The following is a 17,954-nucleotide window of genomic DNA, read 5'->3' on the forward strand; positions in this document are numbered from 1 at the left end:
ATATTAACTATGTTATCTATCTAACAAACAGATGTTAAAAATAAGTTTTTTATAATATGTTTGTATATATTTGTCAATTATTCAAAACTTTACGATGAAAAAAACCATTACATTATTAACTGTGTTAATTTCTTTAATAGGATATTCACAATACAATCCTTCTGCTCCTTGGCTTTTGAATAAGGAACAAGCTAGACAGGGTGAACTTACGATTGAACAATTAAAAGAATCTTTTAATGCATATTGGTTAACACATGATAAAAACAAAAAAGGTTCAGGTTATAAGCCTTTTATGCGTTGGGAATATCATTGGCAAAACAAAGTTGATGAAAATGGAAATAAAATTACTCCAGCAGAAATGTGGTCTGCATTTAATCAAAAGAAAAGTTCAGGAAATACAAATAAAAATGGACTTTCATTGCCGGTAAGTAATTGGCAACCTGTTGGACCATTTTCACATTTAAACACAGGTTCATGGTCATCAGGTCAGGGAAGAGTTAACATTGTACATGTAGATCCTTCAAACTCAAATACAGTTTACATTGGTACACCAGCTGGAGGTGTCTGGAAATCAATAGATTCAGGAGCAACTTGGTTAGCATTATCAGATAATTTACCTCAGATAGGTGTTTCTGGAATTGCTGTTGATTATTCAAATTCTAATACTATCTATATAGCTACAGGAGATAAAGACTCTTCTGATACTTACTCTATTGGTGTTATGAAATCAATTGATGGAGGTTTAACATGGAATACAACAGGATTAACTTTTACAAACACGTCTACATTAGCAGGAGATATTTTAATTCATCCTACTAATAATCAAATTTTATGGTGTGGAACAAGTGTTGGTTTATATAGAACAACTAATGCAGGTGTAAGCTGGTCAGTTGTTCAAACAGGAGATTTTTCTCAAGGTTCAATTCGTTTAAAACCAAATGATCCATCAACAGTTTATGCAGTTTCAAATAATAGATTTTATAAGTCTACAACTACAGGGGCTAATTTCACAGTTATTACAACCGGTTTGCCTTTTTCTTCAGGAAGACTTTTATTAGATGTTACAGCTGCTCAGTCTGACTATATTTATATTTTAAGTACTTTAAGCAATGGAGATTTTCAAGGAATTTATAGATCTACAAATGGAGGTACAAATTGGACAAAAACTTCAGGAACAACTGATATCTTTGATGGTTCTGGACAGTCTTATTATGACTTAGCGTTAGCAGTCTCAAATACTAATGAAAATGAAATTTATACAGGTTGTTTAAATGTTTGGAAATCAACAAACGGTGGAGCTAATTTTACCAAATTAAATAATTGGAGCTCACCTACAGAGGCATCATACACTCACGCAGATATACATTATTTAGGGTTTCATTCAGGAAAACTATATTGTGGTAGTGATGGAGGTGTTTATGTTTCAAATAATGGAGGAATTGCTTTCTCAGATATAACTTCAGGAGCACAAATTAGTCAGTTCTACAAGGTAGCAGTTGCTAAACAAACTTCGGCAAACTTGGTTGGAGGATTACAGGACAACGGAGGTCATGCTTTTAGTTCAGGAGCGTGGAAAAATTACTATGGAGCAGATGGAATGGATGCAGCAATAAGTCCAGTTAATCAAAATTTATATTATGGTTTTATCCAAAACGGAGGTAATATGTACATTAGTAATAATGCTGGTAATTCATTAACTTCAAATGTAAATGCACCTTCTGGTATTAATGGAAATTGGGTAACACCTCTAATGATTAATTCAATTGGTGAGGTGTTTTCAGGATTTAATGGGTTATATAAGTTGAATGGTGCTTCATGGGTTTTGCAAAACACAAATAGCGTTGGTTCAGGAAATCTTGAATTAGTAGCGATTGATCCTTCTGACGACAATATTATGTATGTTTCAAACGGTTCTTCATTATATAAAAGTACGAATAAAGGAATAAATTTTAGTCAAGTTTATACAGCTTCAGGAACAATACGAGCAATTGATGTACATTCATCAAATAGTAATATAGTTTACATAGTAACTTCAGGAACTTCAGGATTGGTTTTAAAATCAGTAAACGGAGGAAATACTTTTACAAGTTTTTCAGCTGGATTACCTAATATAGGCAAGAATACTATAGTACACCAAGGAAGAAATACGGATAATCCACTTTATTTAGGAACAAGTTTAGGAGTTTATTATTTTGATGATACTATGACTGCGTGGGAGCCTTTTGATATTAACTTACCAAACGTTTCAGTTACAGATTTAGAAATTAATCTTGAAGATAATAAATTGATTGCTGCAACTTATGGAAGAGGAATTTGGCAAACAGATATTCCTGTTCAAGTACCAGCTGTAGATGTTAAATTAGTTTCAATTCAAAACCCTTCAATAAATATTAACTGTGGAAACACTATAGCTCCAGAAATTCAGGTTGAAAATAATGGAATGAACACAGTTACTGAGGTTAATGTAAATTTTGATATTGATGGAACTCCTGGTTCGTTTACTTGGAACGGTAATATACTTGCTGGTCAAACGGCAATAGTTTCGTTTCCTTCTCAAACATTAACTCGAGGAGCTCACACTTTAAATGTAAATTCGACAACACCAAATGATGCTTATGCAGACAACAACTCTAGTGTTATAACATTTTACATAAATGATGATGGTGTAATAGGACAAACCAATACGTTTACCAACGTTTCAGATGAATTAATTTCTTACAATGAGGGTTCTACAGGTTCACAATGGGTTAGAGGTGTTAGAGGTTTAGGCTTAATGTCATCGGGAGGAAATACTGTTTACACTACAAATTTAACAGGTAATTACCCTGACGGTGTAAAATCTTACTTAGTATCGCAATGTTACAATCTATCTAATATAACAAACCCACAAATTCAATTTACAATGAAACATCATTTAGAAGAAAATTGGGATATTTTGTATGTTGAATATTCTACTAATTTTGGGCAAAATTGGACACTTTTAGGAGAACAAGGACCTAATTGGTATAATAGTAATAGAACAAATGCAACATCAGGATCTGCAAATGATTGTCAAAATTGTCCTGGTGGTCAATGGACAGGGAATAATACTAATTTAAATACTTATTTTTATCCTTTAAATGCATTAAGTTCTCAACAAAATGTAATTTTTAGAATTGTTTTTCACAGTGACGAAGCAGTTAATCAATTAGGTGTAAATATTGATGATTTTGTGATTACGGGAGTTTTATCTAATACTAATTTTGAACTTAATAATGTCTCTGTTTATCCAAACCCATCAACAGGACTTTTCAATATTTCATTGGGAGATATTGAACCATCCTCTATTGAAGTTTATGATTTAACTGGAAAAGTAATTTTGTCTATCAAAGATATTTCTATTTCAAATTATGAAACAACTTTAGACTTAACAAGTGCTTCTCAAGGTATCTATTTTATAAAGATAAATGATAATAATCAAAATGTAGTAAAAAGAATAATTAAACAATAAGGCCCAACCTAAAGTAAAAATAAAGATGAAAACTAAATTACTAAGTTTATTGATGTTATTAACTTCAATAGTTTTTTTTGGACAAAAAGACAATTCCCAAGAAGCTAAACCACATCAAAAAACATTGAAAATTAATACTATCAATACTAATCAAGAAGCAGCAATAAAACTGTTTTCAAAAGAATATAATTTAAATGAAAACTATTCTTATACTAAATTATACTCAAACAGTGATGAAAGAGGATTGAAACACGAAAAATTTCAACAATTTTATAAAAATATTAAAGTAGAGTTTGGAACTGTTATTACACATATTAATAATGAGGGTGTATATTTTGTAAATGGAGAACTTTATAATGCAAACCAATTAAACATAACTCCAACAATATCTTCTCAACAAGGATTTAGTAATGCTTTACAAAATATTAATGCAACTAAATACATGTGGGAAGATGCTGAACAAGCAAACTTAATGGAGTATAAAAAGCCTGAAGGAGAATTAGTTATATTTCCTAATGTTGTAAATAATGAAATTCATTTAGCCTATAAATATGACATTTATTCTATTATTCCAGTTACTAGACAAGAAGTTTATGTAGATGCTCATACAGGAGAAATTTTATTTTCAAATTCAATAATTAAACATGCAAATACTATAAATGCAACTAAAAAATTAAACAAACCTTTTTCTAAAAAAAACAAAGTAACAAATTTAGCTCAAGGTACTGCAGCTACCAGATATAGTGGAAGTAGAGAAATAGAAACTACTTTATTAGGCTCAAATTATGTATTACAAGATGCAACTAGAGGAAACGGTATTAAAACATATAACTGCCAAAAGGGAGGATATCAAGACGTTGACTTTATGGATAATGATAACAATTGGACTGCAGCTGAATACAACAATGCTAATAAAGATAATGGAGCTTTAGATGCCCATTGGGGAGCTGAAAAAACATATGATTTTTGGAATAATGTTTACAATAGAAACAGTTATGACAATAACGGAGCAATAATTAAAAGCTATGTTCATTATGATGTTAATTTTAATAATGCTTTTTGGAACGGTGTAGCAATGACATACGGAGACGGAAGTGGTTCAGGAGATATTTTAACCTCTATTGATGTTTGTGGACACGAAATTGGACATGCAATTTGTACATACACGGCAGGTTTGGTTTATCAAAATCAATCGGGTGCTATGAACGAAGGGTTTTCAGATATTTGGGGTGCTTGTATTGAACATTATGGAAGAACTGGAGGTTTAACAGCAACTATTCCAAATGCAGTTTGGTTAATAGGTGAAGACTTAGGAAATGCTTTTAGGTCAATGAGTAATCCAAATTCAAAAAATGATCCAGATACTTATTTAGGAACGTTTTGGTATAGTGGAACTGCAGATAATGGAGGTGTTCACACAAATTCAGGAGTATTAAATCATTGGTTTTATATATTAACTGTTGGAGAGTCAGGAACAAATAATGCACCTACTCCTGATACCTATAATGTTGCTGGAATTGGAATGAATAAAGCTTCAGAAATAGCATATATTGCAGAAAGAGATTATCTAACTCCAAACGCTACATATGCAGATGCACGAGTAGCAACAATTGAAGCAGCAAGTTCAATTTATTGTGCTAATAGTCCTGAAGTTATAGCAGTTACAAATGCTTGGTATGCTGTTAATGTAGGAGAACAATATGCAACAGTTTCTGATGACGTTGCTTTGCAAACTATTACTAATGTGAGTACAATTTCTTGTGGAGATGGTCTAAGTCCAATTCTAAGTTTAAAAAATCAAGGGTTAAACAACATAACAAGTATTTCAATTTCTTATACAATTGATGGAGGAACGGCTATAAATCAAACTTGGAACGGAAATTTAGCACCTTGTAATGAAACAACTCTTGCTTTATCAATTTCAGGGTTATCTAGAGGTTCACATGTGTTAGATGTTACTTCAACAATAGTAAATGATGGCAGACCAGAAAATAACACAAAATCAGTTTTATTATTAGTTAATGATACAGGTTTAGTAGGTACAGTAAACCCTTTTACCAATCCATCAGATGCTTTAATTACTTACAATCAAAATGAATCAACTTCAATTTGGGTAAGAGGTGTGAGAACTTTTGGACCTATGTCCTCAGCAGGTAATACTGTTTATACTACAAATTTAACAGGTAATTATGTAAATCAGAAGAAATCATATATTGTTTCTCAATGTTACAATTTAACCAATGTTTCTAATCCTCAAATTAGTTTTGCAATGAAATTTGATTTGGAACAAGATTGGGATATTGTTTATGTTCAATATACAACCGATATGGGTCAAAACTGGTCTGTTCTTGGGCAAATGGATACTAATTGGTACAACAGTGACAGAACCCCACAAACATCAGGAGATGATTGCAATAATTGTGTAGGAGCTCAATGGACAGGAACAGATACTACATTAAAAACATATTCTTACCCGTTGACTTCCTTAGTTGGAGAACCAAATGTGATTTTTAGAATAGTTTTCCACTCTGATGAAGCAGTAGTACAACAAGGAGTAAATATTGATGATTTTGTAATTAATGGTGTTTTAGCAAATGAGAATTTTGAATTAAACGATGTATCAGTATATCCAAATCCATCTAATGGAATTTATAACATTAGTTTAGGAAAAGTAAATCCAGATTTAATTGAAGTATACGATTTAACAGGTAAAATTATTTTATCTAAAAAAGAAATTATACCTTCAAACTTCGAAACAATTATTGATTTATCATCAGCTTCTCAAGGAGTTTACTTTGTAAAAATTGTTGAAGATGACCAACAAGTAGTCAAAAGAATTATCAAACAATAAACTATGAATAATAAAATTTTAAAAGGAAGTATCAGCTTCCTTTTTTTAACAGCAGCATTTTATTCGTGTAAAACGTCTAAAGAAACTTCAGTGAAAAAAGAAGAAAATCCTATTGGAATTAACACATCTTTAATGGATAAAACCGTTAAACCATCCGATGATTTTTTTAGATTCGTTAATGGAAAATGGATTGACAATACAGAAATTCCATCTGACAGAACTCGTTGGGGAAGTTTTGATGAACTTCGTAAAAACACGGATGAAGACGTTATGGCAATCTTAAAAGAAGCGATAAACGACAAAACAATTGATCCAAACTCTGATCAAGCTAAAGCAATCAATTTGTACAAATCTATTTTAGATACAGTTACAAGAGATAAGCAAGGAATAGAACCATTGAAACCATATTTAGCAAAAATTGAAGCTGTTAAATCTGCAAAAGATGTAGCTTCACTAATAACTGAAATGGAAAAAGATGGAAATGGTGTTGGATTTTTTGGCACTTATGTAGGAACAGATGCAAAAGACAGTAAAAGAAATGTGTTGTATGTAGGAACAGGAAGTCTTGGATTACCAGATAGAGATTATTATGTTTCTGATGCTCCTGATAATGTGGAAAAAAGAGCTAAATATGAAGAGCATGTAGCAAGAATGTTACAATTTATTGGTGAAGATGAGACAAAAGCCAAATCTAGTGCAAAAGCAATTTTAGAATTGGAAACTAAGATGTCTACTGCAACTTTAGATAGAGTGGAAAGAAGAGACAGAAGAAAAACTTATAATCCAATGACGGTTGCTGAATTGCAAAAAATTGTACCAACAGTAAATTGGGATTCATATTTCAAAGAAATTGGAATAGGAAAATTAGATTCAGTTGTAGTTTCTCAACCAAAATATCTTGAAACACTTCAAACAGTTTTTAATGAAAACAAGGTAAATGATTGGAAAGAATACATGAAATGGACTTTATTACGTCAATCTTCTGGTGCTTTATCAACTGAAATTGGAGATGCTAATTGGGATTTTTATGGAAAAACATTAACAGGTGCTGTTAAACAAAGACCAGCAGAAGAAAGAGCTTTAGCAACAGTAAATGGAACTTTAGGAGAAGCTTTAGGAAAATTATATGTAGAGAAAAAATTTCCAGCAGAAGCAAAAGCTAAGGCAGAAGCTATGATTGCAAATGTAATGAAAGCTTATGAAAATAGAATTGATAGATTGCCTTGGATGACTAAACCAACCAAAGAAAAAGCGAAAGAAAAATTAAACAAATTGACGGTTAAAATTGGTTATCCTGATAAATGGAAAGATTATTCTGCTTTACAAATTGATAGTCCAGAAAAAGGAGGAACGTATTTTAGTAACATGAAAAATGCTTCTAAATGGAGAAACGATGAAAACATCAAAAAACTAAACAAACCCGTTGATAAAACAGAATGGGGAATGAGTCCACAAACCGTGAATGCTTATTTCAATCCTTCAAATAACGAAATAGTGTTTCCAGCAGCTATTTTACAACCACCTTTTTATGATTATAGAGCTGATGAAGCCGTTAATTATGGAGGAATTGGAGCTGTAATTGGACACGAAATTTCTCATGGATTTGACGATTCTGGTTCAAGATATAATTCGGATGGAAATTTAGTAAACTGGTGGAGCGATGAAGATTTAGCTCAATTTACAGGATTAGGAGGAGCTTTAGCTGATCAATATTCAAACTTGCAACCTTTACCAGGAATATATGTAGATGGTAAATTTACTTTAGGAGAAAACATTGGAGATTTAGGTGGTGTAAATGCAGCTTATGACGGTTTACAAATCTATTTGAAAGAAAATGGAAACCCAGGTTTGATTGACGGATTTACTCCAGAGCAACGTTTCTTTATTTCTTGGTCAACAATTTGGAGAAGTAAAATGCGTGATGAAGCGATTAAAAACCAAGTAAAAACAGATCCTCATTCACCAGGAATGTATAGAGCATATGTGCCATTACAAAATGTAGATGCTTTCTATAATTCATTTGACATTAAAGAAGGAGATGGAATGTACATCGCTCCAGAAAATAGAGTGAAAATTTGGTAATCAAATTATAAAAACAGAAAATCCCGTTCAAAATGTAACGGGATTTTTTTATACTTCTTTTTTAAAATTGTAGTTCAAAACTTCTTCTACTTTTTTACTACTAATTAGTTTTCCAATAGATTTTTTTGAATCATTAAATTCTGGAAGTGGTAAATTCTGTTCAATCGCTTTTTGAGTGTAATATACTCTTCTTGTAGGATGTTGAGGTGCAACTGCATTAAAAATGTTATTAACGACAACACTGTCATGCTGAACTTGTTTCAGCAACTCAATAATGATAGCAATACAATCTTCTTGATGAATTAAATTGATAGGAGCATCAGGATTATCAACATTCGATTTTCCTGCTAAGAATTTTATAGGATGTCTATCTTCACCAATCAAACCACCAAAACGTAAAATTGTAGTTTGAAAATTAGAATTTGAAAGCAATAATTCTTCCGATTGAAGCAACTGTTTAACACTTTCAGAATCTGGATTTGGAATCGAATTTTCGTCAATTGAAGCTATAGGAAATGCATCAGCATAAACACTTGTTGAACTCACAAAAACAACATTCTTGATTTTTGATTTTTCAACTTCAGCAACCAACAGTTTTATTTTTTCTACAAAATTTTCTTTAGGATAACTTCGTAATTTAGGTGGAATATCAATAATTAGAAATTCAGAATCATTTAAAAATTCTTCGATATTTCCAACAATTTCATTTTCAGAAAGTTTAATTTGATAAGGATGAATATTGTTATTTTTCAAATGTTCTAATTTACTTTCAGAAGTTGTAGAACCTTTTACATCATAACCAATTTCAATTAACTTTTTCGCTAATGGAAATCCTAACCAACCTATTCCTAATATGGATATTTTATTTTTCATTCTCATTAAGTGCTTCATGCATTTCCAAAATATTAGTCATGTGATCATAACTAGGAGCGTTTACATCAATTACATGAAAACCTATTATTGACTCTATGTTAGAATATAAATAATAATCGTCTAGTTCTTCTCTTTTTGCTTTTATTTCACAAGCTCTAAAATAACCTTCTCTTGCTATTGAAAGTAATTGAATATAGTCTTTAAATAGAGCCTTTTTTTTCAAATCAATTGTGATAATATAATTTTCATTTTCTAAAATTTTTTCTTTAATATATTCAACTAAAATACTTCTTTTAAAAACTTTGTTTTCAATTAAAATTTCATTTTTATCATTTTGTTTTAAATTAATCCTATTTTTATATTTTAAATAATTATCAAGAATAGAATCATTTTTTATCAAGTAACTACTTCCTTCATATATTCCAACACAATTATCTTGATAATAAGATTTTGAAAACTCTAATTTTTCGGGATAACATGAATAGGTTATTTCGTAATCTGTGAAAGTATAAATCTTTTTTTTAATCTTATATAGAAATTCAATAGGTGTTTTTTCATCTATATTTAGTTGTAAATATTCTTTGTAATGAATTTTATAATATCCTCTATCTTCTGGACATAAAATTATGTTTTTAATTCCTGAAACTTTATTTTTTAAATCATAAATTTCAGATTCTTTTGTTATGTATAATTGTTTTGTAATTGAATTATGATATAAGTTTTCATACATGTTTGACTTTGATAATTCAATATTGTATTTTATATAAACGTTATTCTTTTTTATTTCAGAAAACTTAGCCTCAAATGGAATAATATTTATTTGAGAAAATGAAAAAGCTAAAACACTTATAAATACAAAAGCAATAAAAATATTTTTGAAATAATTTCTTGAAAAATAACGCATACTTTGCCAAGATTGAAGAAATAAAACAAGAATTATTAGAATAAATAAGTAGTTATATTCTTTATAAAAATTAATGAATTCATAGATTGAAAAACTATGATTAATTTCTAGACCAAAACTATTCATGTTAAACATTCCGTACATAATAGAAAGTTTAAAAAACCAATATAGAAAAATCCAAAGTAGCATGTTTTGATCATGAACAATTTTCTTTCTCTTAAATTGAATTTTTTTCTCTAATATTTTTTTGTTTGTATCAAAAACTATTTTAAAAAAGAAAGTTTGACCAATTATTAAAGCTAAAAAAGCATAAAAAAGATTGTAAAATAAAAGCTGGTTAGCTGTAAATTCTAAGTAATTATAGTTTTGCGTAAAAGTCAGTAATCGTAAATAATCTCTTAAAGAAACAGAGAATATATAAATTGAAAAACTCAGTAAAAGGGAAACGAGTAAACCAATCCAAAATCTAAATTTTGATATTATAAATTTATCTCTAAAAGAAATCTTTCTTCTTTCTTCTTGCATCTATTTTCTAAATCTAGATTTCTTTCTTAACCAACATTATAAACTCATCTTCTAACAATCGATACCCTTGATCATACAAAAAGTAATAAGTGTTTCCAGTTTTTGTTTGTAGAATACTAGTAAAAAACTCCATATCAAATCCTTTACTTAACAATTTAGTTTTGGTAGTTTTTCCTTTTCCATCTGGATTTAAGTCACAAAGAATTCTGTAATTTTTACGTAGTTTGTTGTTCACGTTGCGCATCAAATTATTTTGATCTTTGTTCATTTTGTTGTTATAAGCATTGCGACAGCCATCAGAACAAAACTTTTTGTCTTCTCTACCGATGATTTTATCACCACATTCTAAACAGTTTTTACTCATAATTTACTTCTTAAAATTAAAAATCACTTCTTTTTTAGAATCTTCAAAATAAGCGTAAAGTTTCAGTTCGTTTTCTGAAATATATTCAAAAGTGAAATTGTCAAAATACATTCGATTGCCTTCTTTTTTGATGAATCTAAAATCTTCCGATTGATCTTTTTCTTCCCAACCTTTTAAATCTGGTCCAAAATGTTTTATTTGATATAGAAGTGTTCCGTCTTTTTCTACAATATGACCTAATTCATAAAATACTACTTTTCCTTTAACTACTAATTTGAAGTTAAACATCATAGAACCACCAAAAGGAGCACTCCAATTTTCTTCATAAGTTCCACCAAAAGCTTCACCGACCCAGTTACCTTCTAACCATTTTATATCTTGTAAAGTTGCTTTTTCAGAACCTTTTTCATCGTTATAGTGCAATGTGTTTTGGGCAAAACCTAAAGTTGTAAATAATAAAAATAGGAGTAGTTTTTTCATGATTTTTGATTTTAAGCAATTTTCAAAATATAAGGATTGGATTATTTCAGTTTCTTAAGTTGGTATAAATCTTTTCTTCTATCTTTCATGGTTCTTACACTTCCATGCTGGTGCAATTCTTTTAGTAAATTCATATCTACATCAACAATTAAAGTCATTTCGGTGTTTGGAGTTGCTTCCGCTTTGATTCCGTTACTAGGAAAAGCAAAATCAGAAGGTGTAAAAACAGCTGCTTGTGCATACTGAATGTCCATGTTGTTTACTTTTGGTAAATTTCCAACACAACCAGCAATTGCAACATAACATTCGTTTTCAATCGCTCTGGCTTGTGCACAATGTTTTACACGTGTATAACCATTTTGCGTATCTGTCAAAAAAGGAACGAATAAAATATTCATTCCTTCATCAGCCATTAAACGCGATAATTCTGGGAACTCCACATCATAGCAAATTACAATTCCAATTTTACCACAATCAGTATCAAAAGTCTGAATTACATCACCACCTGTAATTCCCCAATGGAAAATTTCGTTGGGTGTAATGTGTATTTTACGATACATTTCGTTTGTACCATCACGTTTACAAAGGAAGCCAACATTGTAAACATGACCATTTTCGATGAAAGGCATACTTCCAGTGATGATGTTTATATTGTAAGAAATAGCAAATTCTTGAAATTTTAATTTAACAGCTTCTGTGTGTCGAGCTAATTCTTTGATAGCTTCTGCTTCCGATAAATGATTGTAATCTGCCATTAATGGAGCCGTAAATAACTCTGGAAATAATGCAAAATCACTTCCATAACCTGAAACAGCATCAATGAAAAATTCGGCTTGTTCAAATAAAGCCTCAAGATTACCCAATGAACGCATTTGCCATTGAATTAAACCCAATCGAACTACACTTTTTGTGGTATTAATTAATTTTGGACTGTCATCATAATAAACGTTATTCCACTCTAATAAAACAGCATATTCTTGAGACTCTTTATCACCTTCCAAATAATTTTTTAAGACACGAACTTCATGAAAGTCATTACTTAATTGAAAGGATAAAACAGGGTCATAAATTTCTTTTTTCTTGACTTTATCGATATAAACTTTTGGAGTTATTTCATCTTTAAATTTTCCGTAATTGGGAATTCTTCCTGCAAATATGATGGATTTTAAATTTAATTGATCACATAATTCTTTTCTTGCATCATACAATCTTCTTCCCAATCGAAGTCCACGATATTTTGGATTTATAAAAACATCAATTCCATAAATAACTTCACCATCATCATTATGAGTTGAAAAGGTATAATTGCCAGTAATACCTTTATAAGTTCTTGTTTTAAAAGCAAAGTCTTCTGTAACTAAAATAGATAAGGCAGAACCTACCACAACTCCATCAACCACAATTACTAGTTGTCCTTCAGGAAATTTTTGTAATAAATTTTCAATCTGATCCTCTTCCCAAAAAGAATCTTCCATTTCAGGATAAGATTCAATCATTGATTTTTTTAATTCTTTATAATCCTGTATTTGTAAATTTCTTAATTCTACAGATTGTATTGTACTTGGCATATTCTATTGATTTTCAACAAATATAGTTAAAATATTATCCGTTTACAAACGTTTACAAATATTTACAGCCGAAAGTAAACAGATAAATACCGAATAAATTTTGAAAGTCATCTAATCTTTGCACTGTCGAAATGAAACACTGACAATTGCAAGTTCAAAATTCAATTTCAAGTTTTATTAGACACGAAAATAAGTATATAAACCATTTAAATTTTTACAAGCCATGAATGCATTAAGAAACAAAGTACAGTTAATCGGTCACGTAGGACAAGAACCAGAAATCAAAACTTTTGAAGGAGGAAAAAAATTAGCAAACATTACGCTAGCAACAAACGAAAGCTACACCAATGCAAAAGGTGAAAAAGTAGAGCAAACAGAATGGCATCGTTTAACAGCTTGGGGAAAAACAGCTGATTTAATAGAAAGCTACGTTATCAAAGGAAAAGAAATTGCTATCGAAGGAAAGTTAACTCACAGAAGTTATGATGACAAGGATGGTGTAAAACGCTACATCACAGAAGTTGTAATTAGTGAGTTACTTTTATTAGGAAAGTAATTTTAGTAAAAATTGCACGGATTTCTTAATTGAAGTTCGTGCAATTCTTTTTTTAACCTTTAAAATTTAAGAGTATGAATATTAGAGTTTTCAATATTAGATTAAGTAAAGAGTTTTGCATAGTTGATCAAAACCGAATGAATGAATTTTTAGATTCTGTAGAAGTCAAATTAACTTCAACTAATTTTGTCACAACAGGAACTACAGATTATTGGTCAGCGGTTGTTTTTTATGACACCAAAAAAAATGTAGAAAAGCCAAATGAAAACAAACTTTCATATGAAGATTTGTCTCATGATGAAAAGCAAATATTCACCGCTTTAAAACAGTGGAGAAATGATTTAGCGATAAAATTAGATTGGGCTCCATTTATGATTTGCCACAATTCTCATTTGTTAAATATTGCTAAAAAGAAACCAGAAAGTAATAAAGAATTATCTTTTGTAAAAGGTTTTGGAGTCACTAAAGCAGAAAAATACGGTGAAGATATTTTAGCTATTTTAAATGCTTTCTAAAATAGTCAAAACTTCTTTTACATTTGAAAGTGCTAAAAAGTTTTTATGTTCAATTTCGAAATCAATTTTTTCGTATTCCCAAGTGGTGTGATACGGAATATGTATTCCAAAACCACCTAAATTTAAGATGGGCAAAACATCTGATTTTAGGGAATTTCCAATCATTAAAATATCTTCGGCTTTGCATTCTAAACGACCAAACATTTTTTGGTAATCTAATTCGGTTTTGTCACTCAAAACTTCAATATGATGAAAATAATGCCCAATTCCGGAATCGTGCAATTTTCTATGTTGGTCTTTTAAATCACCTTTTGTGGCAACTACCAATTTATATTTTCCTTGAAGTTCTTTTAAAACATCTTCTACATTTGGAAGTAATTCAACAGGCTTTTGCAATAAATCTTTACCAATGGTAATAATTTTTTCGATGCCTTTTCCAGAAATTTGGTGATTGGTTAATTCCAAGGCAGATTCAATCATTGAAAGGGTAAACGCTTTAATACCAAAACCATACAAAGGTAAATTCTTAACTTGATGATTCAATATCAAACCCAAAATCTCTTGACTAGAAGCATAATCTTGAAACAATTGACAAAATCGTTCTTGAGCTTCATCGAAATAAGGTTCGTTGTGCCAAAGAGTATCGTCTGCGTCGAAGGCTATTATTTTTGGGTTCATAAGAATTTATTTTACCGCAGATTCGCAGATTTTGATATAATAATCTGCGAATCTGCGGTTGTTTTTTTAAGAAATCAAAGCACCATTCATAACACCATCAGCATCAGGATTTACGAAAACTAATTTACCTTCTGCGTTGTTGGTCATTAAAATCATGCCAGCACTTTCAACACCACGAAGAGCTCTTGGTGCTAAATTCACTAAAACAGTTACTCGTTTTCCAACAACTTCTTCTGGAGAAAAATGTTCAGCAATTCCAGAAACTATGGTTCTTATGTCAATTCCGGTATCTACTTTTAAAACTAAGAGTTTGTTGGCTTTTGGCATTTTTTCAGCTTCTAAAATGGTTCCAACTCGGATGTCTAATTTTGTGAAATCATCAAAAGTTGCCACTTCTTTTTGTGGTTCTGCTTTAGCATTTTCCATTTCGTTTGCTTTTTTAGTCGCTAGTAATTTATCAACTTGTTTTTGAACTTCTTCGTCTTCAATTTTTGAGAAAAGTAATTCGGCTTGACTTATTTCGCTTCCTGCTGGTAATAAATCAGAATTCGTTGAAACATCATTCCAATTCAATTTGCACTGCAACATGTTTTCTAATTTAGTTGCTGTAAATGGCAAGAAAGGTTCAGCCAAGACACTTAGAGCAGCAGCAATTTGCAAAGCCACATACATTTGTGTTTGTACTCTTTCTGGATTTTCTTTCACCATTTTCCATGGTTCTTCGTCGGCTAGATATTTATTTCCTAAACGAGCTACATTCATCATTTCTCCTAAAGCTTCTCTAAAACGATAACGCTCAATAGAACTCGAAATGACTTCTGGATAAGCTTTTAATTCTATTAAAGTTGCTTCATCAACTTCTGTAAATTCAGTTGGACTTGGTACAATTCCATCATAATATTTGTTGGTTAAAACCACAACACGATTGATGAAGTTTCCAAAAACAGCTACTAATTCATTATTATTTCTTGCTTGAAAGTCTTTCCAAGTAAAGTCGTTGTCTTTGGTTTCAGGAGCATTTGAGGTTAAAGCATAGCGCAAAACATCTTGTTGGTTTGGGAAATCTTGTAAGTATTCGTGCAACCAAACAGCCCAATTTTTAGAAGTCGATAATTTATTTCCTTCTAAATTTAAAAATTCATTAGCTGGAACATTATCAGGCAAAATATAACTTCCCTCAGCTTTCAACATGGCTGGGAAAATAATACAATGAAATACAATATTATCTTTCCCGATGAAATGCACTAATTTTGTATCTGCATTTTTCCAATAAGGTTCCCAATCTTTTCCTTCTTTTTCAGCCCATTCTTTGGTTGACGAAATGTACCCAATAGGAGCATCAAACCAAACGTATAATTTTTTGCCTTCTGCACCTTCCACAGGAACATCAATTCCCCAATCTAAATCTCTGGTTACGGCTCTTGGTTTTAAACCATCATCTAACCACGATTTGACTTGTCCTAAAACATTCGTTTTCCAATCGTTTTTATGGTCTTGAAGAATCCATTTTTCAAGAAAATCTTGGTATCTATCTAAAGGTAAAAACCAATGTTTAGTTTCTTTTAAAATAGGAGTTTCACCTGTAATTGTTGATTTTGGATTAATTAAATCTGTTGCATTTAAAGTAGAACCACAGCGTTCACATTGGTCACCGTAAGCTTCAGGATTATCACATTTTGGACAAGTTCCTGTTACAAATCTATCGGCTAAAAACTGATCTGCTTTAGCATCATATAATTGTTCTGTTACTTCTTCAATAAAATCACCTTTATCGTATAATTTTTTAAAGAATTCTTGAGCTGTTTTATGATGTATTTCTGATGATGTTCTAGAGTAATTATCAAATGAAATTCCAAAATCTATAAAAGACTGACGAATAATTCCGTCATATTTATCAATTACTTGTTGAGGTGTAATGCCATCTTTTTTTGCTTTCATTGAAATCGCAACACCGTGTTCATCACTTCCACAAATAAAAGCAACATCTTTTCCTTGTAAACGTAAATATCTTGAATAAATATCACTTGGCACATAAACTCCAGCTAAATGACCAATGTGAATTGGACCATTAGTATACGGTAAAGCAGCTGTGATTGTATATCTTTTTGGATTTGGTATCATTATAATTCTAAATTTGAGTACAAAAATAATTGTTTACAACCGAATTGATGCATTTTAGTTAGAATTATTGCAATAAATCCAATTATTTTTTATCAAATAAGATTGTTACAGTTTTATGAATACCTATTTATGTGGAGATTTTTAAATTAAATATTGATTTCAAAATCGTGATAAGGAAGATTTCTAATTTTGTATTCTAAATTTACTGAAGCTGCGTTGATGTAAATTGTATCTTTTATTTTAGTAACTCCAAAAGCTTCATGTATATGTCCAAAAATGTGATATTTTAAATTTATCGTACATATTTTTTCTAATAAATTTTTGCAACCCGTATTAAAATGAGTTTCCGTTTCATCTAAAATTCCATAGGGAGGTCCATGAGTTATTAAAATATCAGTGTTTGCTGGGATTTTATTCCAATGAAATTCAATTTCTTTACCTCTGTCTCTGTTAAAAGCTAAATTACAGAAAGTAGGAGTTATAGGTGAACCCCAAATTTGTAAGCCTTCAATTTCAATTCCACTGTCATTAAGGTAAGTCACATTTTCTGGAATAATGATATTTTGAAATTGATTTTCAAAAGAAAAATCATGATTACCTGCAATAAAAATTTTATAGATATATTTTTGTTTGGAAAACCATTCTAAAAAACAACTAATTTCCTCCTTATTTCCAAAAGAGCTAATGTCACCTGAATGAATTAAAAGATCACCACCAGTCAACTTTAATTGTTTGTGTTTTCCGTGAGTATCTGAAATTGCTGTTACTTTCATGTAATTTTTCTATAAAATTTACGAGTTTAATTATATTAAAACATCAATTATTGTAATATAAGAATAGTTTTGAAAAGAAGCATAAAATTTAATTCTATTTTATGTATTTTTGAAAGAAATAATCTGATTTATGTATCGATTTATTTTAATAATTATATTGTTTTTTAATATTTC

General features: G+C 30.3%; 13 protein-coding genes. 5 read left to right on the forward strand and 8 right to left on the reverse strand.

Going from position 1 to position 17,954, the window contains the following annotated elements; translation table 11 throughout:
* The first annotated feature begins 94 nt into the window (after positions 1-94).
* Genes ACFO3U_RS00900 through ACFO3U_RS00910 form a run of 3 tightly spaced genes read left to right on the forward strand, consistent with a single transcriptional unit; the run spans position 95 to position 8,423 of the window.
* Entirely contained in the window at positions 95-3,490 is a 3,396-nt protein-coding gene (locus tag ACFO3U_RS00900; protein ID WP_379737530.1) for a T9SS type A sorting domain-containing protein, read from the forward strand.
* Positions 3,491-3,515: 25 nt separating this feature from the next.
* Positions 3,516-6,341: a M4 family metallopeptidase gene (locus ACFO3U_RS00905; RefSeq protein WP_379737532.1), complete on the forward strand. Its 2,826-nt coding sequence runs from the start codon at positions 3,516-3,518 to the stop codon at positions 6,339-6,341.
* 3 nt (positions 6,342-6,344) lie between these two features.
* Complete coding sequence (locus ACFO3U_RS00910) at positions 6,345-8,423, forward strand: M13 family metallopeptidase (RefSeq protein ID WP_379737533.1); 2,079 nt, start codon at positions 6,345-6,347, stop codon at positions 8,421-8,423.
* 48 nt (positions 8,424-8,471) lie between these two features.
* Here ACFO3U_RS00910 and ACFO3U_RS00915 read toward each other — a convergent pair whose 3' ends face one another.
* From ACFO3U_RS00915 to ACFO3U_RS00935, 5 genes are read right to left on the reverse strand one after another with little or no spacing between them, the layout of a single operon-like run.
* Entirely contained in the window at positions 8,472-9,296 is an 825-nt protein-coding gene (locus ACFO3U_RS00915) for an NAD(P)-binding domain-containing protein (protein WP_379737535.1), read from the reverse strand.
* A complete protein-coding gene (locus ACFO3U_RS00920) occupies positions 9,286-10,725 on the reverse strand; it encodes a hypothetical protein (protein WP_379737536.1) in 1,440 nt (479 codons plus the stop codon). Before ACFO3U_RS00920 ends, ACFO3U_RS00915 begins: the two co-directional genes overlap by 11 nt.
* Positions 10,726-10,738: 13 nt before the next feature.
* Positions 10,739-11,089, reverse strand: coding sequence for a hypothetical protein (locus tag ACFO3U_RS00925; RefSeq protein WP_379737537.1), 351 nt, complete (start codon positions 11,087-11,089; stop codon positions 10,739-10,741).
* A 3-nt stretch (positions 11,090-11,092) separates the two neighbouring features.
* Complete coding sequence (locus ACFO3U_RS00930; RefSeq protein ID WP_379737539.1) at positions 11,093-11,569, reverse strand: DUF6265 family protein; 477 nt, start codon at positions 11,567-11,569, stop codon at positions 11,093-11,095.
* A gap of 41 nt (positions 11,570-11,610) precedes the next feature.
* On the reverse strand, positions 11,611-13,137 hold the full coding sequence (locus ACFO3U_RS00935) for a carbon-nitrogen hydrolase family protein (protein ID WP_379737541.1): 1,527 nt from the start codon (positions 13,135-13,137) through the stop codon (positions 11,611-11,613).
* A 223-nt stretch (positions 13,138-13,360) separates the two neighbouring features.
* Here ACFO3U_RS00935 and ACFO3U_RS00940 point away from each other — a divergent pair, with 223 nt between their 5' ends.
* Together ACFO3U_RS00940 and ACFO3U_RS00945 are read left to right on the forward strand one after the other, a co-directional pair.
* A complete protein-coding gene (locus tag ACFO3U_RS00940) occupies positions 13,361-13,693 on the forward strand; it encodes a single-stranded DNA-binding protein (RefSeq protein WP_379737542.1) in 333 nt (110 codons plus the stop codon).
* A gap of 74 nt (positions 13,694-13,767) precedes the next feature.
* The gene (locus tag ACFO3U_RS00945) at positions 13,768-14,208 is read left to right on the forward strand and encodes an HRDC domain-containing protein (protein WP_379737544.1); all 441 of its coding nucleotides are present in this window, start codon (positions 13,768-13,770) and stop codon (positions 14,206-14,208) included.
* Here the strand turns inward: ACFO3U_RS00945 and ACFO3U_RS00950 are convergent.
* From ACFO3U_RS00950 to ACFO3U_RS00960, 3 genes are all read right to left on the reverse strand, one after another.
* Positions 14,194-14,886 carry an HAD family hydrolase gene (locus ACFO3U_RS00950; protein WP_379737546.1) on the reverse strand — a complete coding sequence of 231 codons (693 nt, stop codon included), beginning with the start codon at positions 14,884-14,886 and terminating at the stop codon, positions 14,194-14,196. The genes ACFO3U_RS00945 and ACFO3U_RS00950 overlap by 15 nt on opposite strands.
* A 66-nt stretch (positions 14,887-14,952) precedes the next feature.
* The gene (gene metG, locus ACFO3U_RS00955; protein WP_379737548.1) at positions 14,953-17,007 is read right to left on the reverse strand and encodes a methionine--tRNA ligase; all 2,055 of its coding nucleotides are present in this window, start codon (positions 17,005-17,007) and stop codon (positions 14,953-14,955) included.
* Between the two features lie 146 nt (positions 17,008-17,153).
* Positions 17,154-17,780: a metallophosphoesterase family protein gene (locus ACFO3U_RS00960; protein WP_379737550.1), complete on the reverse strand. Its 627-nt coding sequence runs from the start codon at positions 17,778-17,780 to the stop codon at positions 17,154-17,156.
* Positions 17,781-17,954 lie beyond the last annotated feature (174 nt).

Origin of the sequence: Flavobacterium ponti (assembly GCF_042652765.1) — a bacterium.
Taxonomy (GTDB): domain Bacteria; phylum Bacteroidota; class Bacteroidia; order Flavobacteriales; family Flavobacteriaceae; genus Flavobacterium; species Flavobacterium ponti.